Below are 20689 nucleotides of genomic sequence, written 5' to 3' on the forward strand. Positions count from 1 at the left end.
CGAGTCCCTACTGCGCCGCCCTCCGGGGGGACGGAGCCGGATCGAGCTGAGCCTCGACCCGGTCCACCAGAGTACGCAACGCCTCGTTCACCTCGTCCGGATGCTCCAGGATGACCGCGTGTCCGGCGTTCGGCAGCACCGTGTAGGCGGCCGAGGGGATGGCGGCGGCCAGGGCCTCGCTGTGCGCCACCGGCAGCACCATGTCGCCGGAGGCGCCGAGCACGAGCGTGGGCACGCGGTCGAACAGCGGCACCGCGTCGCCGAGCTCCACGTGGCTCAGCGCCGGGTAGTACTCGGCGATGACGTCGATGGACACTGATTCGATCATGTCCAGGGTGAAGCGCACCACTGACTCGGGCACCTCGGAGCCGAAGGCGTAGCGGCGGGTGAGCACCAGGCCGAGGTCGCCGCCGAGCGTGCGGCCGCGGTCCACCAGCGCGGCCTGACGGGCCAGCAGGCCGAGCAGCCCGGGGGTGGCCCGGTGCAGCAGCTGCGCGCCGGGGCGCGGCAGCCCGAACACGACGTCCTCGAAGCGCCCGGCCGAGGTGCTGATCAGCGCGGCGCCCACGATCCGGTCGCCGAACAGCTCGGGATGCCGCTGGGCCAGCGCCATCATGGTCATCCCGCCCATCGAGTGCCCGATCAGGATCACCGGGCCCTGCGGGCAGGCGGCCTCGAGCACGGCGTGGAGGTCGTCGGCGAGCTGATCCACCGTCACCGAGGCCGAACGGCCGGAGCGCTCGCGCGGCAGCTTGCCGGAGCGGCCGTGGCCGCGCTGGTCCCAGAACACCATCCGGTGCGTCGCGGAGAACTCGGCCCGCTGGTAGTGCCAGCAGTCCTGGTCCAGGCAGAAGCCGTGGGTGAAGAGCAGAGTGGGGCGCTCGGCCTCGTCCGGATCGGCGGCCTCCGCCGCCCGCCCCGTCGCCGGGCCGCGCGGCTCGTCCACCTCCACGTGCAGCTCGACCCCGTCGTTCGCGCGCACCGTGCGCGCGTCGCCTCGCAGCGAGCCGAAGGGCTCGCCGGGGTCGTGTATCGCGGCCATCCGCCGCACCGCCCGCCCGATGGTGAGCCGTTCCACGGTGAAGCCGACCGCGACTCCCGCCGCCACCACCCCGACGGCGGCGCCGAGAAGCCCGGCCCGCCTGCCCTTGCCCGACGCCTCTGCCACCGCTCGGCCGCCTTCCGCCACTGCCGCACGCCCGGCGCTCGCTCCGCGCCGCCACCGCGGCCACGCCGCCGCGATCTGTTCACTATTGTTGCCCGGCAGCCGCGCTTCAAGCGTTCGACCGGCCGAGATCGCGGCGGCCGAGGCAGGCCGCCTGACGTGCGCTCAGCCGACGTACACCCGAGGCACCCGGCCACCGATTCGGGTGACCACCTCGTAGCCGATGGTGCCGATCGCCTCGGCCCAGTCCTGCGCCGTCGGCTCGCCCCGCTCGCCCGGTCCGAACAGCACCACCTCGTCGCCGGCCGCCGGCCCGTGCTCGTCCGGGCCGCCCGGCCCGAAGTCGACCACGAACTGGTCCATCGCCACCCGGCCCGCGACGTGGTAGCGCCGCCCGCCGACCAGCACCGGGCCGCGATCCGAGGCCGCGCGCGGGATGCCGTCCGCGTACCCGGCCGGCACCAGCCCGAGCCGGGTCTCGCCCCCGGTCCGGTAGGTGTGCCCGTAGGACACGCCGTGGCCCGCCGGGACCCACTTGACCAGGGCGAGGCGCCCGCGCAGGGTCATCACCGGCCGCAGCCCGTGCTCCGCCGGGGTGCCGAGCTCCGGCGCGGGGCTGAGCCCGTAGACGGCGAGGCCCGGGCGGACGAGGTCGAAGTGGCTCTCCGGCAGGGTGAGGGTGGCCGGCGAGTTCGCCATGTGCCGCAGCCGGCCGCGCAGGCCGGCCGATTCCGCGTACTCCAAGGCCTCGTGAAAGCGGGTCAGCTGCGCTCGGATCGAGGGATGCCCGGGCTCGTCCGCGCAGGCGAAGTGCGACCACAGGCCGGTCACCTCGAGCAGCCCGGCCCGCTCGGCCTTGACCGCCTCGTCCACCACCAGCGGCCACTCGTGCGGCTGGATCCCGTTGCGGCCCAGCCCGGTGTCCGCCTTGAGCTGGATCCGGGCCAGGCGGCCGGCGCGCTCGGCCGCCTCCAGCACCTCCGCCAGCGCCCACTGGCCGGAGACGGAGACGTCCACCTCCGCCCGCACCAGCGCCTCGAAGTCGTCGCCGGGCGCGTGCAGCCAGGTCAGGATCGGCACGTCGAGGCCCGCGGCGCGCAGAGCCAGCGCCTCCTCCGGCACGGCCGTACCCAGCCAGGCGGCGCCGGCCTCGACCGCGGCCCGGGCGCACGGGACCATGCCGTGCCCGTACGCGTCGGCCTTCACCACGGCCATCACCCGAGCCGGCCCGGCGATCTCGCGCAGGCGCCGCACGTTGGCGCGAAGCGCGTCGAGATCCACACGGGCCTCGAGCCGTGCGGGCGGTGCGGCGGTACGGGTGCTCATCCGGCGACATTCTGCCAGGCCCCGGGCAGGGCCGCGACCAGGTCACCTGCGGCGACCGGCCCGCTGCGTGCCGCGACCAGCCCGGCCGCGCCGTGCAGATACGCCGCCGCCGACGCCGCGTCCATGGGCGAGAGCCCGCCCGCCAGCAGGCCGCCGGCCAGGGCCGCGAGCACGTCGCCGCTCCCGGCCGTGGCCAGGTACGAGGTGGCATGGGTGTTGACCCGGACAGTGCCGCCGCCAGGGTCCGCGACGAGGCTGAACGCCCCCTTCAGCAGCACCGTGGCATCGTAGGTGCGCGCCAGGTCCCGAACCGCGTCCAGCCGCCGCGCGTCGACCTCCTCGGCGCTGCATCCGAGCAGCGCGCCGGCCTCGCCGCTGTGCGGGGTCAGCAGCGTCGGCGCGGTCCGCTCGAGGCGGCTCTTCGGCAGCAGCCTGAGACCGTCGGCGTCGATGAGCACCGGCACGTCCCCGGCCAGGACCCTGGTCAGCCGCCCCCGCGCCTCGTCGCCCTCCCCGAGCCCGGAGCCGACCACCCACGCCTGCACCCGCCCGTCGCCCTGCAGCACCTCCGGATGGGCGCTGACGACGTCGACCGGCCCGTCATAGCGCACCGCTCCCACGCCGGAGCGCAGCGCAGCTCCGGCCGCGAGTAGGGCCGCGCCGGGGTAACGCTCGGAGCCGACCGCGAGGCCGAGCACGCCGCGGCTGTACTTGTGCGCGAACCGGCCCGGCTCGGGCAGCAGAGCACGCACATCCGCCTGCTGTAAGACCTCGACGGCCGGCTCGGCGGAGCCGAACTCCAGGCCGATGTCGACGAGTTCGACGACGCCGACGTGCGCGGCCGCCGGATCGATGAAGAGCCCTGGCTTGTGCGTGCCGAAGGTGACGGTGACGTCGGCCCGGATCGCGACGCCGCCGACCTCGCCGGTGTCCGCGTCCACGCCGCTGGGCAGATCCACCGCGACGATCGGCGCGCCCGTCTGCGCGACGGCGGCGTGCGCGGCCTCGGCGAGCTCGGCGAAGACGCCGCGCAACCCGCCGTGTCCGCCGATGCCGAGCAGCCCGTCCAGAATCAGGTCCGCGCGATCAGCGAGCTCCCGGGCGTCACCCGCCGGTGCGGCCCGGCCGCCGGCCGTCCGCAGCGCGTCGAGCCCGCCGGCGTGCGCCCGGGAGGGGTCGGCGAGCACCGCGTGGACCGCGGCGCCGCGCCGGGCCAGCATCGCTCCCGCGTAGAGGGCGTCGCCGCCGTTGTCACCCACGCCCACCAGCAGCAGCACGCGCGAGCCGTACACGCCGCCGCGGGCCGAACCCAGAATGGCCGCGGCCACGTTCGCCAACCCGGTCGCGGCCCGCTGCATGAGCGCGCCCTCGGGCAGAGCGGCCATCAGTTCCTGTTCCGCCGCGCGGACGGCCGCCACCTCGTATGCGTACCTCATCCCGCCATTCTGCCCGGTCAGCTCGCCTCAGCCACCACCATCGCCGAGGCGATCCCGGCATCATGGCTCAGCGACAGGTGCCAGCGGGTGACGCCGAGCTCGGCCGCACGCCGGGCCACCCCGCCGGAGACCACCAGGTACGGCCGCCCGGTCGGCTGGCTGCGCACCTCGGCGTCCTGCCAGCTCAGGTCGCCGGGCACGCCCAGCGCCTTGCCCACCGCCTCCTTCGCGGCGAACCTGGCCGCGAGCGAGGCCGTCGGCAGGCCCCGCTCGCCGGGCGTGAAGACCCGCTCGAGCAGCGCCGGGGTGCGCTCGAGCGTGGCCTGGAACCGGGCGACATCGACCACGTCGATCCCCACACCCACGATCATCGCCCAGCCTCCGGCCCTGCTATTCCCCCGACGTCGTTGCGACGGACTTCGCCAGGTTAGCCGATCGGCTGCTACTCGACTGTCACGGACTTCGCCAGGTTACGCGGCTGGTCCACGTCCAGTCCCTTCGCGTCCGCGAGCGCGCAGGCGAAGATCTGCAGCGGCACGGTGGCCACCAGCGGCTGCAGCAGCGTCGGCAGCTCCGGCACGTAGATGAGCGTGTCCGCGAACGGGACCACCGCCTCGTCGCCGTCCTCGGCGATCACGATGGTGCGGGCGCCGCGGGCCCGGATCTCCTGGATGTTCGAGACGATCTTGTCGTGCAGCAGCGGCCGGTCCGCCGGCGGCACCACCACGACGACCGGCAGGTCCTGGTCCACCAGCGCGATCGGGCCGTGCTTGAGCTCGCCGGCGGCGAAGCCCTCGGCGTGCACGTACGCCAGCTCCTTGAGCTTGAGCGCGCCCTCGAGCGCCACCGGGAAGCCCACGTGCCGGCCGAGGAACAGCACCCGGCCGTGGTCCTTGAGCGCCCGGCCGAGCTCGCGCACCGGCTCCATCCGGTCCAGCGTCTCGCGCACCTTCGCCGGGGCCTGCGAGAGCTGGTCGAGGATCTCCCTGATCTCGTCCGGGAACTTCGCCGCGCGCACCTGGGCGAGGTAGAGCCCGACCAGGTAGCAGGCGATCAGCTGGGTGAGGAAGGCCTTGGTGGAGGCGACCGCGATCTCCGGGCCGCCGTGGGTGTAGACCACCGCGTCGGCCTCGCGCGGGATGGTGGCGCCGTTGCTGTTGCAGATGGCCAGCACCCGGGCGTGCTGGTCCTTGGCGTGCCGCAGCGCCATCAGCGTGTCGGCCGTCTCGCCGCTCTGCGAGATCACCAGCACCAGCGTGTCCCGGGTCAGGATCGGGTCGCGGTAGCGGAACTCGGAGGCGAGCTCGACCTCGACCGGGATCCGGGTCCAGTGCTCGATGGCGTACTTGGCGATCATGCCCGCGTGGTACGAGGTGCCCGCGGCGATCACGATCACCTTGTCCACGCTGCGCAGCTCGGCCTCGCTCATCCGCATCTCGTCGAGCTCGAGCTTTCCCTCGCCGCTGACCCGGCCGAGCAGGGTGTCGGCCACCGCCTGCGGCTGCTCCTCGATCTCCTTCTCCATGAAGTAGTCGTAGCCGCCCTTCTCCGCGGCGGCCACGTCCCAGTCCACGTGGAAGGGCTTGCCGACGGCGGGCTCGCCGTGGAAGTCGGTGATCACCACGGCGTTGCTGCGCACCTCGACGACCTGCGCCTGGCCGAGCTCGATGGCCTCCCGGGTGTGGCCGATGAAGCCGGCCACGTCGCTGCACAGGAAGGCCTCGCCCGCGCCCACGCCGACCACCAGCGGGGAGTTGAGCCGGGCGCCGACCACCACGTCCGGCACGTCGGAGTGCACCGCGACCAGGGTGAAGGCGCCGTCGAGCCGGCGGCAGACCCGGCGCATCGCCTCGGCCAGCGCGCCGTCCCCGAAGGACTCCACGCAGCCCGGGTACTCCAGCCCGATCAGGTGCGCGACCACCTCGGTGTCGGTCTCGCTGGACAGCTCGATCCCGGCCTCGCGCAGCTCCTCGCGCAGCACCGCGAAGTTCTCGATGATCCCGTTGTGCACCACCGCGACCCGGCTGCCGTAGTCGAAGTGCGGGTGCGCGTTGGCGTCGGTGGGCCCGCCGTGGGTGGCCCAGCGGGTGTGCCCGAGCCCGAGGCCGGAGGCCGGCAGCGGGTTGGCGGCCAGCTCCTTCTCCAGGTTGCCCAGCTTGCCGGCCTTCTTCCGCGCGGTCAGCTCGCCGTCGGCCACCACGGCCACCCCGGCGGAGTCATAGCCGCGGTACTCCAGCCGCCGCAGTCCCTCGAGCACCACGTCGAGGGCGGACTTGGCTCCGACATAACCCACGATTCCGCACACCTGGATCTTTTCCTCTCGCCGTAGATGCCCCCACTCTAGCCGTCCCGAGGCGTACGCTGCCGCCGCCAAGCCGGGAAAACCGCAGGTAGAGGTATAGACCAGTGATCGGACGGGGGTGTCCGGCCGTCGCGGGTCGGGGTAAGTCCCTGACTCCGGCCCAGGGTCCGCCATCCTTCCGGATGACGCGGAAACCCGCCCACGGCCGGACGCCGTAGCGGCGGGCGGGGCACTAGCGTCGGAGCGTGTCAGACTACGAGCAACCGATCATCGAGGCGAAGGCGCTGACGATGCGCTATCCGGGCGGCGTGACCGCCCTGAGCGACCTCGAACTGTCCGTGCAGCCGGGGATCACCGGCCTGGTCGGGGCCAACGGCGCCGGCAAATCCACCCTCATCAAGATCCTGCTCGGCCTGATCACGCCGAGCGCGGGCCAGATCCGGGTGCTCGGCCTCGACGCCCGGGAGCAGGGCGCGGAGATCCGCGGGCGGGTGGGGTACATGCCGGAGCACGACTGCCTGCCGGCCGACGTGAGCGCGACCGAGTTCGTCACCCACCTCGGCCGGATGACCGGCCTGCCGCCGACCGCGGCCAAGGAGCAGGCCGCCGAGGCGCTGCGGCACGTGGGCCTGCACGAGGAGCGCTACCGGCAGATCGGCACCTTCTCCACCGGCATGAAGCAGCGGGTCAAGCTGGCCCAGGCGCTGGTGGGCAACCCGGGCCTGCTGCTGCTGGACGAGCCGACCAACGGCCTCGACCCGGCCGGGCGCGACGCCATGCTCGCGCTGATCCGCCGGATCGGCTCGGAGTTCGGCATCGCCGTCGTGGTGGCCTCGCACCTGCTGAGCGAGATCGAGCGGATCTGCGACCACCTGGTCGCCATCGACGGCGGCAAGCTGCTGCGGGCCGCGTCGCTGGACTCGATGACGCAGGCGCTGCCCTGGCTCGCCGTCGAGGTGGACGAGGGCTTCGAGGCGCTCCGGCGGCAGCTGGAGGGCCAGGGCCTGGTGGTGAGCGTCCAGGGCCGCGCCCTGCTGGTCCGCCTCGACGCCGACCCGGTCTTCGACACCGTGCGCGACGCCGTCGCCGACCTCGACCTCCCGCTCACCCGGCTCGAGCACCGCCGGCACCACGTCGAGGAACTGTTCGAGCAGCGCGAAACCGGCGAACCGATGGAGGCGACGATCCAGTGAGCAGTCCGACCACGAGCGTCATCCACGACATCGGCTACAAGCCGTACACCGGTCCACGGCTGGGCCGGGCGCAGATCCTGCGTGCCCTCTACGTCCACGGCCTGCGCGCCTGTTTCGGCTTCGGACGCGGTCCGAAGGCGAAGATCGTGCCCTGGTTCGTCGTACTCGTCATGGTGATCCCGGCCGCGCTGAACGTGTACATGGCCTCCAGCGGCAAGGACCTGGTGCTGAACTACTCCGTCATCGGCATCGACATGGCCCTGTTCACCGTGCTGTTCGTCGCGGTGGCCGCGCCCGAGCTGGTCTCCCGGGACCTGCGCCACCACACGCTGCCGCTCTACTTCTCCCGGCCGCTGCGCCGGCTCGACTACCCGCTGGCCAAACTGCTCGCCCTGGCCACCAGCGTGCTGATCGTGACCGCTCTGCCGGTGCTGATCACCTACCTCGGCCAGGTGGCCTCGTCCAACGGCGGCCACCAGATCTGGCTCGACACCCGCCAGGCCTTCCCCGGCGTGGTCGTCGCACTGCTGCAGGCCGCCGTCTTCAGCGTGCTGGCGCTGCTGCTCGCCTCCACCACCGGCCGCCGCGTCATCGCCACCGGCATGATCGCGATCTTCTTCCTGGTGACGCTCGCCATCTCGCAGGTCATGTCGAACGCGCTGGGCAAGACGTGGGCCAGCCACCGGGAAAGCTGTGTGGTGCCCGCCCTCGACCCGAACTCGCCGAACCTGAGCGGGGACATCTTCCCGGTCGGCGGCGGCGAGAACGGCCCGCCGCAGTTCCTGGTCAACCAGTACTGCCAGGGCGTGAACGCGCGGGAGTACGGCATCGACGGCATCACCGGCGCCGAGGACCCGAACAAGCCCGGCTACGCCGACATCACCGTGACCTACGAGGTCCCGGTCTACTCGGACATCGCCAAGGCCGGCGGGCTGCTCAACCCGGAGAACCTGGTCGAGGGCACCCGGATCTGGGTGTTCCACGCGACCGACAGCGATCTGCCCGACCCCTCCCCGCTCGGCCCGGTCTACGGCCTCGAACTCGTCCTGCTCGTAGCCGCCGGCACCGGCGGCCTGTTCCTGCGATACCGGAAGGTGAGCGTCTCGTGACCGCTGTCGAACCCTCCGCCGTGCCCGCGGCGCGGATGTCCGCCGATGCCGGCTCCGCTCCGGCGATCGTCAGCTTCGACCACGTCACGCACTGGTACGGCAACGTGGTCGCCGTCAACGACATCTCCCTCGAGCTCGGCCCGGGCGTGACCGGCCTGCTCGGCCCGAACGGCGCGGGCAAGTCCACCATCCTGCACCTGCTCTCCGGCTTCCTCTCGCCCTCGCGCGGCTCGGTGACCATCGGCGGCGTCTCGCCGTGGCGCAACCCGGCGATCTTCGAGACCGTCGGCCTGGTGCCCGAGCGCGACTCGGTCTACGCGTTCCTGACGGCGCGTGAATTCGTCGTCGCCTCGGCGAAGCTGCACAAGCTGGCGGACCCGAAGGCCGCGGCCGAGCGGGCGCTGGAGCAGGTGGAGATGACCGCGGCCGCGGACCGGCCGATCCAGACGTACTCCAAGGGCATGCGGCAGCGGGCCAAGGTGGCCGCGGCGCTGGTGCACGACCCGAAGGTGCTGCTGCTGGACGAGCCGTTCAACGGCATGGACCCGCGCCAGCGGCTGCACATGATGGACCTGCTGCGCGCGCTCGGCGGCGCGGGCCGCACCATCCTGTTCTCCTCGCACATCCTGGAGGAGGTCGAGCGGCTCGCCGACACCGTGCAGGTGGTGGTGGCCGGGCGGCTGGCCGCCTCGGGCGACTACCGCACCATCAGGCGCCTGATGACCAACCGGCCGCACGTGTTCCTGTTGCGCAGCAGCGACGACCGGGAGCTGGCCAGGGTGCTGATGGCCAGCCCGGCGGTGCAGGGGGTGGCGCTGACCAAGGAGGGGCTGGAGGTGCGCGCGAGCGACCACGGCACCTTCACCCGCGGCCTGGCGGGCTCCTGCCGCGCCGCCGGGATCGGCCTGCGCGAGCTCATCCCGTCGGACGAGTCGCTCGAATCCGTGTTCGCCTACCTCGTGGGAGCCTGAGCCATGTTCAACTCCACTGTGGCCTGGATCTCCTTCCGGGCGCTGTTCGGACGGCGCCGGGCCCTGCTGTTCGCGCTGCCCGCGGCGATCCTGGTGCTGATCACGCTCGCGCTCAAGGGCGCCAACGGCACCGTGCAGGACTGGCCCGCGATCGTGCTGGGCCGGGTCGGCGCGGGCGCCGTGGTGCCGTTGACGGCGCTGCTGGTGGGCACTTCGGTGCTGGGCTCGGAGATCGACGACAACAGCGTGCTGCACCTGCTGGCCACGCCGGTGCCGCGGCGGGCGGTGATCCTGTCGAAGACGGCCGTCTCGGCCGCGGTGACCTTCCTGTTCGCGGCGCTGCCGGTGCTGATCGCCGGCGTCATCGCGCAGAGCGGCGTGCACGCGCTGTCCGTGGGCTGCTTCCTCGGCGCCACGCTCGGCTCGGTGGTCTACTCGTGCCTGTTCGTGATGATCTCGGCGGCGCTGCGCCACCCGGTGATCTACGCGCTGGCCTACGTGGCGCTGTGGGAGGAGCTGATCAGCAACCTGGTCAGCGGCGCGAAGTACCTCTCGATCGAGCAGTGGTCGCTCGGCCTCGCGCACTCGGTCTCGAAGAGTGGCGACTTGAACGCGCACCTGACCATCACCCCGTCGCTGGTGCTCGCCGCGATCGCGGTGGTCGTGCTGCTGGGCTACGGGACACGCCGGCTGAGCGCCTTCACGGTCCGGGCGGACTAGGGCGCGTCTTCGAACCAGCTGCTGTACGGGCACTGCGGACCGAACCCGATCCGCGCAGCGAAGCGGGGGCTGACGAGACGTCAGCCCCCGCTTCGGTCGTTCACCTTCAAGCCGCCTCGGCCACCGTCAGCGCCGAGCGCACCGCCTCGGCCAGCCGGTGCGCGATCTGCTCGGCCTGGTCCTGCGTCTGCGCCTCGACCATCACCCGCACCAGCGGCTCGGTGCCGGAGGGGCGCAGCAGCACCCGGCCGTTCGCGCCGAGCTCGGCCTCGGCCTCGGTCACCGCCGCGGCCAGCTCCACGCTCGCGGCCAGCAGGGACTTGTCCACGTCCTTCACGTTCACCATCACCTGCGGCAGCTTGCGCATCACCGCGGCGAGCTCGGCCAGCGGCTTGCCGCTCTCGGCCACCCGGGCCAGCAGGTGCAGCCCGGCCAGCACGCCGTCGCCGGTGGTCGCGTACTCCTGCATGATGATGTGGCCGGACTGCTCGCCGCCCAGCACGAAGCCGCCCTCGCGCATCGCCTCGAGCACGTAGCGGTCGCCCACGGCCGTCTGCACCACCTTGAGCCCGGCCCGCTCCATCGCGATCTTGAAGCCCAGGTTCGCCATCACCGTGGCCACGACCGTGTCCGAGGCCAGCGCGTCACGCTCGCGCAGCGAGAGGGCCAGGATGGCCATGATCTGGTCGCCGTCCACCACCTCGCCGGTGTGGTCCACCGCCAGGATCCGGTCCGCGTCCCCGTCGTGCGCCACGCCGAGGTCGGCGCCCTGCTCGAGCACCGCGGCCCGCAGCGCTTCGAGGTGGGTGGAGCCGCACTCGTGGTTGATGTTGTTCCCGTCCGGCGCGTCGCCGATGGTGACCACCTCGGCGCCGAGCCGGCGCAGCGCCGCCGGGGCCGCCGCGGCGGCGGCGCCGTGCGCGGTGTCGAGCACCAGCCGCAGCCCGTCGAGCCGGTTGGGCACCGTGGCCACCAGGTAGTCGACGTAGCGCTCCACCCCGTCCGGCAGGTCGGTGATCCGCCCGATGCCCGCGCCGACCGGCCGCTGCCACGGCTCGCCGAGCCGGGCCTCGATCGCGTCCTCCACCTCGTCGGCCAGCTTCAGCCCGCCGCGCGCGAAGAACTTGATGCCGTTGTCCGGCGCCGGGTTGTGGCTGGCCGAGAGCATCACGCCGAAGTCCGCGCCGAGCGAGATGGCCAGGTAGGCCACCGCCGGCGTCGGCAGCACGCCGAGCCGCACCACGTCCACGCCGGCCGAGGCCAGGCCCGCGGCCACCGCCGCCTCCAGGAACTCCCCCGAAGCCCGCGGGTCCCGGCCGATGACCGCCTTGGGCCGGTGCCCGGCGAAGTCGCCGCGTTCGGCCAGCACGTGGGCCGCGGCGACCGAGAGGTCGAGCGCGAGCTCCGCGGTGACCTCGCGGTTCGCCGTGCCGCGTACTCCGTCGGTGCCGAAAAGTCGGGCCATGGATGCGGACCCCTTAGCTGTGTGGTCGGTCAGGGAGGGAACAGACAACCCCACCGTACGCCGTCGAGCGGACGATGGGGCTGTCTGACTTGCCGATAAGAGGCCGAAAGGACCTCCGGTGTGTTCGGCGATTAACGCTTCGAGTACTGAGGCGCCTTGCGCGCCTTCTTGAGACCCGCCTTCTTGCGCTCGGTCGCGCGCGCGTCCCGGGTCAGGAAGCCGGCCTTCTTCAGGGTCGGGCGGTTCGCCTCGACGTCGGCCTCGTTCAGGGCGCGGGCGATGCCCAGGCGCAGCGCACCGGCCTGGCCGGAGATGCCGCCGCCGTTGATCCGGGCGATCACGTCGTACTGGTCGTCCAGCTCGAGCACGTGGAACGGCTCGTTGACTTCCTGCTGGTGGACCTTGTTCGGGAAGTACTGGTCGAGGGTACGGCCGTTGATCTTCCACTTGCCGGTGCCGGGGACGATGCGCACGCGCGCGACCGCCTCCTTGCGACGGCCGGTGCCACCCGCCGGGACCAGGTTGGCGGCGCGGCGCACGGGGGCGTCGGCGGCCGGGGCGGTCTCCGTCGTGTAGGTCTCGGGAACTTCTTCGTCGTCGAGGGTCTCGACGTCGGTGGTCAGGTCGGACACTGCCGCAAACTCCTTGATCGATTACTGGGCGACTTGGGACAGCTCGAACGCAACGGGCTGCTGTGCGGCGTGCGGGTGGTTCGGTCCGCCGTAGACCTTCAGCTTCTTGAGCATCTCGCGCCCGAGGCTGTTGTGCGGGAGCATGCCGCGCACGGCCTTCTCGAGGGCCTTGCGCGGGTCCTTGTCGATCAGGTCGCCGTACTTGACCGAACGCAGACCACCCGGGTAGCCCGAGTGACGGTAGGCGAGCTTGTCCTCGCGCTTGTTGCCGGACAGGTGGACCTTCTCCGCGTTGACGATGATGACGAAGTCACCGGTGTCCACGTGCGGAGCGAACTGCGGCTTGTGCTTGCCGCGCAGCAGGATGGCCGTCTGGCTGGCGAGCCGGCCGAGAACGATGTCAGTGGCGTCGATGACGTACCACTTGCGCTCGACCTCGCCGGGCTTGGGGCTGTACGTACGCACGGGTCGTATGCCTTCACTCGATGTCGGAAGTCCACGGGTTCGTGGAAGTTGACGTGATGAACCGCAGGCGGAGTGCACTCGACACCTACGGCATCAGGCACCGGGCCCCCCGGTTTCTTGTACCCTCACCCGGCGAGCCGGTCAGGATAGAAGTCCGGGCGCGCATCAGATCGCGCGGAACACAACTGGGCTTACGGTACAGGCCGTGGACGGCTCAGGTCAAAACGGTCACTCGTCCGTGGAGCCTTGGCCACCCTGGTCGTCCGGCCCGCCCGGCCGACGGCGACGCGTGCTGAACCGCCAGCCGAAGAACGCGACGGCGAGGACGACGAGGACGATCGGCAACGCGACCTCGATCCCGTTCGAGCCGGAGCCGGAGGCCGAGGCGGTCGGCACGGCGTCGAGCACGGCGGGCGCGCTCGAGGCGACGGGCACGTCGGTCGGCGACGCCGAGGCGTCGGACCCGGCGGCCGAGGCCGAGGCGGGGGCCGACACGAATGACGAGCCGCTCGTCGAAGCGGCCGCCTCTGCGTTCGTCGTCGTCGAGCCTGCGGCGGCGGACGTGTGGCCGGCCGCCGGGGCGGAGCTCGAGGCCGCGTGCGGCGCCGTCGTCTTCGCGGCTGCCGTGTCGGAGGCGGAGCACGGAGGCGGGGCGGCGGCACACGGTGCGGGGCCGGGAACGATCTCGATGGCGAATCCGGCGCTCCACGTCCCCCCGTCCGACGCCGTCGAACCCGCCGCCGGCGCGTCCGGGCCGCCGAAGTCCACCGAGTCCGCGGTGCACTCCCACATCTCACCGCTCGGAAGCAGCGTGCATGCCGTCTTCGTGGTGGCGGTGTCGACGCTCACCGCCAGGGAACCGACGCTCCAGCCGGACGAGCCCGGCACGCACTTCCAGGAGATCTTCGTTCCCGACGCCGACTGCTTGCCGCAACTCGCGCCGGATTCGCCCGACGCCGACAGGCCGCCGAACCACGCGATCCCGGAAGCCTCGTTGACGGTGAAGTCGACGGGTACGTCGGCACCGACCAGCGGAGAGTCCGCGGTGATGCGGATCTGCGCCGTATGGGTTCCGGTGTTGCTGTCGTACTGGTAGGGACTCTCCGGAAAGAAGAGGCCGTACGCCGAGCTGTCCGCATGGCTCGCGCCCGTGCTCAGAGTCCCGGCGAGCGCCGCCAGCACCACCACCGTGAAAGCGCGCCACTTGCCCGCCATGACCCGACTCCCCGCCCGCGATCGCCATCGAAACGGTCGGATATTACTGGTACGCCCACTGGCTCAGCAACCCAGCACCCTTATCCTCCGGGTCTCCTCCACCCGGGCCGCGAGCTCGGCGTCGTCGGGGTACTTGACCTCCTCCAACGTCAGTCCGTGCGGTGGCAGGACATTGACCGACGGGTGCCGCTCCCTGCCGGCGAGCACCTCGGCCGGGAACTCCGGCGCGCAGCGGCCGTCGCCGGCCATGAGCAGCGCGGCGACGAGGGCGCGCACCATGGAGTGGCAGAACGCGTCGGCCTCGATGGTGGCCGCGACCTCGTCCGGCCGGGTGCGCTCCCAGTGCACGTCGAGCAGCCGGCGGATGGTGGTCGCGCCTTCGCGCTTCTTGCAGTAGGCGGCGAAGTCGTGCTCGCCGAGCAGCAGTTTCGACGCCTCGGTCAGCCGGTCGAGGTCGAGCTCGCGGTTGTGCCAGAGCACGAATCCGCGCCGAGTGGGCAGCGTGCCGACCTTCGAGTCGCAGACCCGGTAGATGTAGCGGCGCGAGGTGGCCGCGAACCGAGCGTCGAAGCCCTCAGGCGCTACCGACACCTTCGCCACGCGCACGTCCATCGGCAGCTTCCCGGCGAGGCGGCGCAGCAGCTTCTCCTGGTGCGCGGCCCAGACGCCGTCCGGCAGGTCGAAGTGCGCGACCTGCCCGGACGCGTGCACGCCGGAGTCGGTGCGCCCGGCCACGGTCAACTGCACCGGCTCGGACACCCGCAGCACCGCCGTGAGCGCCTCCTCCAGCACCTGCTGCACCGTCCGCACGCCACTGCGCTGCCTGGCCCAGCCGGCGAACTCCGTGCCGTCGTAGGCCAGGTCCAGCCGTACCCGGGTCACCCGCGTCATGCTCTGCCTCTCCATGCCGAAAGGGCGCCCCGTCAGGTTGCCCTGCGGAACGCCCTTCACCGTACTGCGCCGTGAGCTCTCGAGGAGCCGCGGGCTCAGGACTCGGTGGTCTCCTCGACCGCCTCGTCCTCGACCTCGGCGGCCTCGGCGGCGGGCGCCTCGTCCTCGACGACCGGAGCCTCGGCCTTGGCGGCCTTGTCCTTGGCCGAACGCTTGGTCGCGGCCTCGGCCTCGCGCGTGGCCTCCTGAGCGACCGTCAGCGGCTCGACGAGCTCGATGATCGCCATCGGGGCGTTGTCGCCGCGACGCGGGCCGAGCTTGACGATGCGGGTGTAACCACCCGGACGGGCCACGTAGCGCGGCGCGATCTCTTCGAAGAGCTTGTAGAGCGTGTCACGGCCGCTGTAGAACGGCGTGTTGCGCAGCTCCAGGGTCGCGGCCACCTGGCGACGCGAGTGCAGGTCGCCCTTCTTGGCCTTGGTGATCAGCGGCTCGACGAACGGGCGCAGCTGACGGGCCTTGGCCTCGGTGGTGGTGATCCGCTCGTGCTCGATCAGCGACTTGGCCAGGTTCGCCAGGATGTGCTTCTGGTGCACACCGGAACCGCCGAGACGCGGACCCTTCTTGGGGGCGGGCATGTTTCTCTCCCTGTTGATCCTGTGTGAGCCGGACTAGGTACTCGCACAGTCCCGGGGCTCCTCGGTGTCGGAGCCCCGGACGTTTGGCGTGCCCTCCTGACGTGAAGTCAGGAGGTGGTGAAAATCAGTACTGCTCGGTCTCCGCCAACCAGCACAGTGGTCGGCGTCCTCCTTAGTACTGCTCGGTTTAGTACTGCTCGGTTTAGTACTGCTCGGTCTCCGCGAACGACAGGTCGTCGTCCTCGTAGCCCTCGTCGGTGGCGGCGAGGGCGGCCGACGGGTCGAACCCGGGGGGCGAGTCCTTCAGCGCCAGGCCCATGCCGTGCAGCTTGGCCTTGACCTCGTCGATCGACTTCGCGCCGAAGTTGCGGATGTCGAGCAGGTCCGCCTCGGAACGCGCGACGAGCTCGCCCACGGTGTGGATGCCCTCGCGCTTGAGGCAGTTGTAGGAGCGGACGGTGAGCTCCAGCTCCTCGATCGGCAGGGCCAGATCGGCGGCCAGCGCGGCGTCCGTCGGGGACGGGCCCATGTCGATGCCCTCGGCCTCGACGTTGAGCTCGCGGGCCAGGCCGAACAGCTCGACCAGGGTCTTGCCGGCCGAGGCCACCGCGTCGCGGGGACGCAGGCACTGCTTGGTCTCGACGTCCACGACCAGCTTGTCGAAGTCGGTGCGCTGCTCGACTCGGGTGGCCTGGACCTCGTACTTGACCTTGAGCACCGGCGAGTAGATCGAGTCGACCGGGATCCGACCGATCTCCTGGCCGGGCTGCTTGTTCTGCACGGCGGAGACGTAGCCGCGGCCGCGCTCGACCGTGAGCTCCATCTCCAGCTTGCCCTTGGCGTTGAGCGTGGCCAGGATCAGCTCGGGGTTGTGCACCTCGACGCCGGCCGGCGGGGCGATGTCGGCGGCGGTGACGATGCCGGGGCCCTGCTTGCGCAGGTACATCACGACCGGCTCGTCGTGCTCGGAGGAGACGACCAGACCCTTGATGTTCAGGATCATGTCGGTGACGTCTTCCTTGACGCCCGGGATGGTCTGGAACTCGTGCAGCACGCCGTCGATGCGCAGGCTGGTGACGGCGGCACCCGGGATCGAGGAGAGCAGGGTGCGGCGCAGCGAGTTGCCGAGGGTGTAGCCGAAGCCCGGCTCCAGCGGCTCGATGGTGAACCGGGAGCGGAATTCGTCGACGACCTCTTCGGTCAGCGTGGGGCGCTGAGCGATGAGCAAGGGAAACCTCCATGTTCATGGACGCCCGATATATGACGTCCGTTGGTACACCCGGGCGAGAAGCACACAGGGTGCCGATCCAGTATACCCCATGGGGCGTATACCGAAACCGGCACCCTGCGTCAAGCACCGCGGCGCCTCGCGCCGCGGGATCAGCCTTACTTCGAGTAGAACTCGACGATCAGCTGCTCCTGCACGAGCGTGTCGATCGCGCCGCGCTGCGGGAGCGCGTGCACCAGGACGCGCATCTTCGACGGCACGACCTCGAGCCACGCCGGTGACGTCCGGTCGCCGGCCTCGGCCCGGGCCACCACGAACGGGGTGAGCTCGAGCGAGGACTTGCGCACCTCGACGATGTCGTTCTCGGTCACCCGCATCGACGGGATGTCGGCCTTGTGGCCGTTGAGCGTGATGTGGCCGTGGCGCACCAGCTGACGGGCGTGGTCACGGGACTTGGCGAAGCCCGCGCGGTAGACCACGTTGTCGAGCCGGGTCTCGAGGATGCGCAGCAGGTTCTCGCCGGTCTTGCCCTGCTTGCGGCTGGCTTCCTCGTAGTAGCCGCGGAACTGCTTCTCGAGCACGCCGTAGATACGCGCGCACTTCTGCTTCTCGCGCATCTGCAGCAGGTACTCGCTGTCCTTCGAGCGGCCGCGGCCGTGCTCGCCCGGGGGGTACGGACGGATCTCGATGGGGCACTTCGCCGACTCGCACTTGGCGCCCTTGAGGAAGAGCTTCGTCTTCTCGCGGCGGCACCGCTTGCAGTCGGCTCCGGTGTAACGGGCCATGGTTCTCTAATCTCCTCGGACTCGAACGCGACTCAGACGCGGCGGCGCTTCGGCGGACGGCAGCCGTTGTGCGGGGACGGGGTCACATCGTTGATGGACCCGACCTCGAGGCCGGTCTGCTGCAGCGAACGGATCGCGGTCTCGCGGCCGGAGCCCGGACCCTTGACGAACACGTCCACCTTGCGCATGCCGTGCTCCATGGCGCGGCGAGCGGCGGCTTCGGCGGTCATCTGGGCGGCGTAGGGGGTCGACTTGCGCGAACCCTTGAAGCCGACCTGGCCGGACGAAGCCCAGGCGATCACGTTGCCCTGCGGGTCGGTGATCGAGACGATCGTGTTGTTGAACGTGCTCTTGATGTGGGCGTGCCCGTGAGCGACGTTCTTCTTCTCCTTGCGGCGCACCTTGGTCTTGGCGGCTGCCGCAGCCTGACGGCTCTTGGGAGGCATTTCTCGGTGTACTCCAGGTTGAGGTGATCGGTCCCTGATTTCCGGAATTCCAGAGGGAACCGGAGGGGACTACTTCTTGCCCGGCTTCTTCTTGCCGGCGATGGCGCGACGCGGGCCCTTGCGGGTACGCGCGTTGGTGTGGGTGCGCTGGCCGCGGACCGGGAGGCCCTTGCGGTGGCGCAGACCCTGGTAGCACCCGATCTCCATCTTGCGACGGATGTCGGCGGCCACCTCGCGACGGAGGTCACCCTCGGTCTTGTAGTTGGCGTCGATCCAGTCGCGCAGCTTGATCAGGTCGTCTTCGGACAGGTCCTTGACGCGGAGGTCCGGGGAGATCCCGGCCCCGGCGCAGGTAGCCTGCGCCCGGGTACGGCCGATGCCGTAGATGTAGGTCAGCGCGATCTCCACCCGCTTCTCACGGGGGAGGTCGACTCCGACGAGGCGAGCCATCTGGCTGTCTCCTAGGTTCGTTACCGGAGGTCTGGCGCGGTACCGTTCCCGGTCGCGGCCGCGGGCGGCCGTACATGGAAGGTCCCCGGCCTCCGTGCCGGGGGTGGCGTCCCGTTCCGCCGGACGAGCCGGTGGGACGGGGGGCGGGATACCGCGCTCTTACGGGTGCTGGACGTCAACGCGAAGACGACGAGCAAGCGCAGGCAAGAGCAGAAAAAGCCTCGCACACGCAGATCAGGGCTTTGTGAACTAGCCCTGGCGCTGCTTGTGCCGGAGGTTCTCGCAGATCACCATGACCCGGCCGTTACGGCGGATCACCTTGCACTTGTCGCAGATCTTCTTGACGCTCGGCTTGACCTTCACTGCAGGTCCCTTTCGAGCGGCGCCGCCGGAGGGCGACGCATGATCGCGATTGTTTACTTGTACCGGTAGACGATCCGCCCACGGGTCAGGTCGTACGGGCTGAGCTCGACGACGACCCGGTCATCCGGCAGGATGCGGATGTAGTGCATCCGCATCTTTCCGCTGATGTGCGCAAGAACTTGGTGCCCGTTCTGCAACTCCACCCGGAACATGGCGTTGGGCAGAGATTCGACGACGGTGCCCTCGATCTCGATGGCCCCTTCTTTCTTGGCCATATCCTCGCACTTCTTCGGTCGGAAACGTGGGCTTTCGGCCTAGGCCGGCACCGCACGTGTCGAGGGCGCAAAACACCCATGACACATACAGCAAGGCAGTCTACGCTGCGTTCCCGCGGAAAGGCCAATCGGACGATCTTGGAAGTGCGGGCCCTTTCCCGCGGTCTCCGGCGCCTGCGCACGCGGCCTTCAGCGCCGGCCCCACTCCTTGATTCCGCGCGAGAGACCCAGCGCGGCGAGCACGCCGAGCGGCCAGCCCGGCCAGTAGTAGCCGGCTCCGGTGACCGCCCAGATCACGGTGAGCACGACGGCCAGGCTCGCCCAGCTCGAGACGGCGGCGCGCATCTGCTTGGTCATCGGCACCTGCGCCGCCTGCCTGCGGGCGAGCTCCGCCTGCTGCCGGGTGTGCGCGGCGAGGTCCACCGGCAGGTCCGTGGTCAGCTCGGCCAGCGCCCCCATCGTCTTGGCGGCGTACGCGGCGCTCATCCGCTCCTCGAACTCGTCCGAGGTCAGCCGTCCTTCGACGTTGTTCTGCCGCAGGATCTCCACGACCCGTTCGCGATCCGCGTCGGACGCCCGTATCGCCGGGTTCAGGGCGCCGGCGCCATCGTTCTTCCCCATACGACCAGCTTAGCCAGGGCCGGGGCGGCCGCGTTAGTGACGGATGTCAGGGGACGCGTCCGCGGCCGCGCCGCGGGATCCCGGAGCGGGCGGCGGGAACTTCAGGGGTGCACCGCGACGCCGAAGGGCGCGAGGCCGGCCTTGCCGCCGTCCTCGGCCGTGGTCACCCACAGCCCCTGCTCGGTCAGGCACACGGTCTGCTCGAAGTGCGCGGCGGGCGAGCCGTCCCGGCTCACCACGGTCCACTGGTCGTCGGTGACGAGGGTGAACTTGCTGCCGAGGGCGAGCATGGGCTCGATCGCCAGGGCCATGCCGGTGCGCATCCGCAGCCGGGAGCCGGGGTCGCGCAGCATCCGCTGGTTGTGCACGAACGGGTCCATGTGCATCTCGGTGCCGATGCCGTGGCCGCCGTAGCCCTCGACGATGCCGTACGGGCCCTGCGAGCGGACGTAGCTCTGGATGGCCGAGCCGATCTCGCCGAGCTTCTTGCCGTCCTGGATCGCCGCTATCCCGTGCCACATCGACTGCTCGGTCACCCGCAGCAGCTCGGCGAGTTCCGGGCCGATCTCGCCGCAGCCGACCGTGATCGCCGCGTCCCCGTGCCAGCCCTGGTAGATCGCGCCGCAGTCGATGGACAGGATGTCCCCGTCGCGCACCACGGTCTGGCCCGGGATGCCGTGTACCACCTCGTGGTTGACCGAGGCGCAGATCACGGCCGGGAAGGGCGGGTCGCCGTAGCCCTTGAACGAGGGGACGGCGTCGTGCGAGCGGATGTACTCCTCCGCGATCGCGTCCAGCCCTCCGGTGGTCACGCCGTCCTTGACCTCGCCGCGCAGCGTCTCCAGGGCGCCGCGCACGATCAGCCCGGCCTCGCGCATCAGCGCGAACTGTTCCTCGGTCTTGAGCTCGATCATGGGAGACATTCTCTCACCGACGACGCGGGCGGACGCCCTTCGGCGTCCGCCCGCGTCGTCAGACAGGTGTGGGGGGGGT

The 20689-nt window shown here is 71.1% G+C and carries 23 protein-coding genes; 4 read left to right on the forward strand and 19 right to left on the reverse strand.

Annotated elements, in window-relative coordinates:
- Positions 1 to 7: 7 nt before the first annotated feature.
- The 5 genes from ACTRO_RS22590 to glmS all read right to left on the reverse strand — a co-directional run bounded on the left by ACTRO_RS22590 (position 8) and on the right by glmS (position 6232).
- Entirely contained in the window at positions 8 to 1168 is a 1161-nt protein-coding gene (locus ACTRO_RS22590) for an alpha/beta fold hydrolase (RefSeq protein ID WP_051451229.1), read from the reverse strand.
- Positions 1169 to 1330: 162 nt separating this feature from the next.
- Complete coding sequence (gene alr / locus ACTRO_RS22595; RefSeq protein ID WP_051451230.1) at positions 1331 to 2491, reverse strand: alanine racemase; 1161 nt, start codon at positions 2489 to 2491, stop codon at positions 1331 to 1333.
- Positions 2488 to 3927, reverse strand: coding sequence for a bifunctional ADP-dependent NAD(P)H-hydrate dehydratase/NAD(P)H-hydrate epimerase (locus ACTRO_RS22600; protein ID WP_034266019.1), 1440 nt, complete (start codon positions 3925 to 3927; stop codon positions 2488 to 2490). Before ACTRO_RS22600 ends, alr begins: the two co-directional genes overlap by 4 nt.
- 17 nt (positions 3928 to 3944) lie before the next feature.
- Positions 3945 to 4298, reverse strand: coding sequence for a holo-ACP synthase (locus ACTRO_RS22605; protein ID WP_034266022.1), 354 nt, complete (start codon positions 4296 to 4298; stop codon positions 3945 to 3947).
- Between the two features lie 71 nt (positions 4299 to 4369).
- Positions 4370 to 6232, reverse strand: a complete 1863-nt coding sequence (gene glmS / locus ACTRO_RS22610) for a glutamine--fructose-6-phosphate transaminase (isomerizing) (RefSeq protein WP_034266026.1) — start codon at positions 6230 to 6232, stop codon at positions 4370 to 4372.
- A gap of 287 nt (positions 6233 to 6519) precedes the next feature.
- On the opposite strand from glmS, the gene ACTRO_RS22615 reads away from it, so the two are divergent.
- The 4 genes from ACTRO_RS22615 to ACTRO_RS22630 are packed head-to-tail and all read left to right on the forward strand — an operon-like array spanning position 6520 to position 10222.
- On the forward strand, positions 6520 to 7422 hold the full coding sequence (locus ACTRO_RS22615) for an ATP-binding cassette domain-containing protein (RefSeq protein WP_034276204.1): 903 nt from the start codon (positions 6520 to 6522) through the stop codon (positions 7420 to 7422).
- Positions 7419 to 8531 carry an ABC transporter permease gene (locus tag ACTRO_RS43720; RefSeq protein WP_051451231.1) on the forward strand — a complete coding sequence of 371 codons (1113 nt, stop codon included), beginning with the start codon at positions 7419 to 7421 and terminating at the stop codon, positions 8529 to 8531. Before ACTRO_RS22615 ends, ACTRO_RS43720 begins: the two co-directional genes overlap by 4 nt.
- A gap of 35 nt (positions 8532 to 8566) precedes the next feature.
- Positions 8567 to 9502, forward strand: a complete 936-nt coding sequence (locus ACTRO_RS22625; RefSeq protein ID WP_051452473.1) for an ATP-binding cassette domain-containing protein — start codon at positions 8567 to 8569, stop codon at positions 9500 to 9502.
- A 3-nt stretch (positions 9503 to 9505) separates the two neighbouring features.
- Positions 9506 to 10222: an ABC transporter permease gene (locus tag ACTRO_RS22630; RefSeq protein ID WP_034266032.1), complete on the forward strand. Its 717-nt coding sequence runs from the start codon at positions 9506 to 9508 to the stop codon at positions 10220 to 10222.
- Positions 10223 to 10328: 106 nt separating this feature from the next.
- On the opposite strand, the gene glmM is transcribed toward ACTRO_RS22630, so the two are convergent.
- From glmM to map, 14 genes are all read right to left on the reverse strand, one after another.
- The gene (gene glmM / locus ACTRO_RS22635; protein ID WP_034266035.1) at positions 10329 to 11687 is read right to left on the reverse strand and encodes a phosphoglucosamine mutase; all 1359 of its coding nucleotides are present in this window, start codon (positions 11685 to 11687) and stop codon (positions 10329 to 10331) included.
- 131 nt (positions 11688 to 11818) lie between these two features.
- Positions 11819 to 12319 (reverse strand): 30S ribosomal protein S9, encoded by a 501-nt coding sequence (gene rpsI, locus ACTRO_RS22640; protein ID WP_034266038.1) that lies wholly within the window; start codon positions 12317 to 12319, stop codon positions 11819 to 11821.
- Between the two features lie 21 nt (positions 12320 to 12340).
- Positions 12341 to 12784 (reverse strand): 50S ribosomal protein L13, encoded by a 444-nt coding sequence (gene rplM, locus ACTRO_RS22645; RefSeq protein WP_034266040.1) that lies wholly within the window; start codon positions 12782 to 12784, stop codon positions 12341 to 12343.
- Positions 12785 to 13012: 228 nt separating this feature from the next.
- Positions 13013 to 13999 carry a hypothetical protein gene (locus ACTRO_RS22650; RefSeq protein WP_034266042.1) on the reverse strand — a complete coding sequence of 329 codons (987 nt, stop codon included), beginning with the start codon at positions 13997 to 13999 and terminating at the stop codon, positions 13013 to 13015.
- A 63-nt stretch (positions 14000 to 14062) separates the two neighbouring features.
- Positions 14063 to 14890: a tRNA pseudouridine(38-40) synthase TruA gene (gene truA / locus ACTRO_RS22655; RefSeq protein ID WP_051451232.1), complete on the reverse strand. Its 828-nt coding sequence runs from the start codon at positions 14888 to 14890 to the stop codon at positions 14063 to 14065.
- A 95-nt stretch (positions 14891 to 14985) separates the two neighbouring features.
- Positions 14986 to 15528, reverse strand: coding sequence for a 50S ribosomal protein L17 (rplQ, locus tag ACTRO_RS22660; RefSeq protein WP_034266043.1), 543 nt, complete (start codon positions 15526 to 15528; stop codon positions 14986 to 14988).
- A gap of 202 nt (positions 15529 to 15730) precedes the next feature.
- Positions 15731 to 16756, reverse strand: a complete 1026-nt coding sequence (locus ACTRO_RS22665; RefSeq protein WP_034266045.1) for a DNA-directed RNA polymerase subunit alpha — start codon at positions 16754 to 16756, stop codon at positions 15731 to 15733.
- Positions 16757 to 16914: 158 nt separating this feature from the next.
- Entirely contained in the window at positions 16915 to 17541 is a 627-nt protein-coding gene (rpsD, locus tag ACTRO_RS22670; RefSeq protein WP_034266048.1) for a 30S ribosomal protein S4, read from the reverse strand.
- A gap of 32 nt (positions 17542 to 17573) precedes the next feature.
- Complete coding sequence (rpsK, locus tag ACTRO_RS22675) at positions 17574 to 17987, reverse strand: 30S ribosomal protein S11 (RefSeq protein WP_034266051.1); 414 nt, start codon at positions 17985 to 17987, stop codon at positions 17574 to 17576.
- 69 nt (positions 17988 to 18056) lie between these two features.
- Positions 18057 to 18437 carry a 30S ribosomal protein S13 gene (rpsM, locus tag ACTRO_RS22680; RefSeq protein WP_034266055.1) on the reverse strand — a complete coding sequence of 127 codons (381 nt, stop codon included), beginning with the start codon at positions 18435 to 18437 and terminating at the stop codon, positions 18057 to 18059.
- Positions 18438 to 18686: 249 nt separating this feature from the next.
- Positions 18687 to 18800, reverse strand: a complete 114-nt coding sequence (gene rpmJ / locus ACTRO_RS22685; RefSeq protein WP_034266058.1) for a 50S ribosomal protein L36 — start codon at positions 18798 to 18800, stop codon at positions 18687 to 18689.
- Between the two features lie 53 nt (positions 18801 to 18853).
- Positions 18854 to 19075: a translation initiation factor IF-1 gene (gene infA / locus ACTRO_RS22690; RefSeq protein ID WP_034266061.1), complete on the reverse strand. Its 222-nt coding sequence runs from the start codon at positions 19073 to 19075 to the stop codon at positions 18854 to 18856.
- Between the two features lie 189 nt (positions 19076 to 19264).
- Positions 19265 to 19696 (reverse strand): DUF1707 SHOCT-like domain-containing protein, encoded by a 432-nt coding sequence (locus tag ACTRO_RS22695; RefSeq protein ID WP_051451233.1) that lies wholly within the window; start codon positions 19694 to 19696, stop codon positions 19265 to 19267.
- Positions 19697 to 19797: 101 nt separating this feature from the next.
- Positions 19798 to 20610, reverse strand: coding sequence for a type I methionyl aminopeptidase (map, locus tag ACTRO_RS22700; RefSeq protein WP_245594464.1), 813 nt, complete (start codon positions 20608 to 20610; stop codon positions 19798 to 19800).
- Positions 20611 to 20689 lie beyond the last annotated feature (79 nt).

Origin of the sequence: Actinospica robiniae DSM 44927, assembly GCF_000504285.1 — a bacterium.
GTDB lineage: Bacteria > Actinomycetota > Actinomycetes > Streptomycetales > Catenulisporaceae > Actinospica > Actinospica robiniae.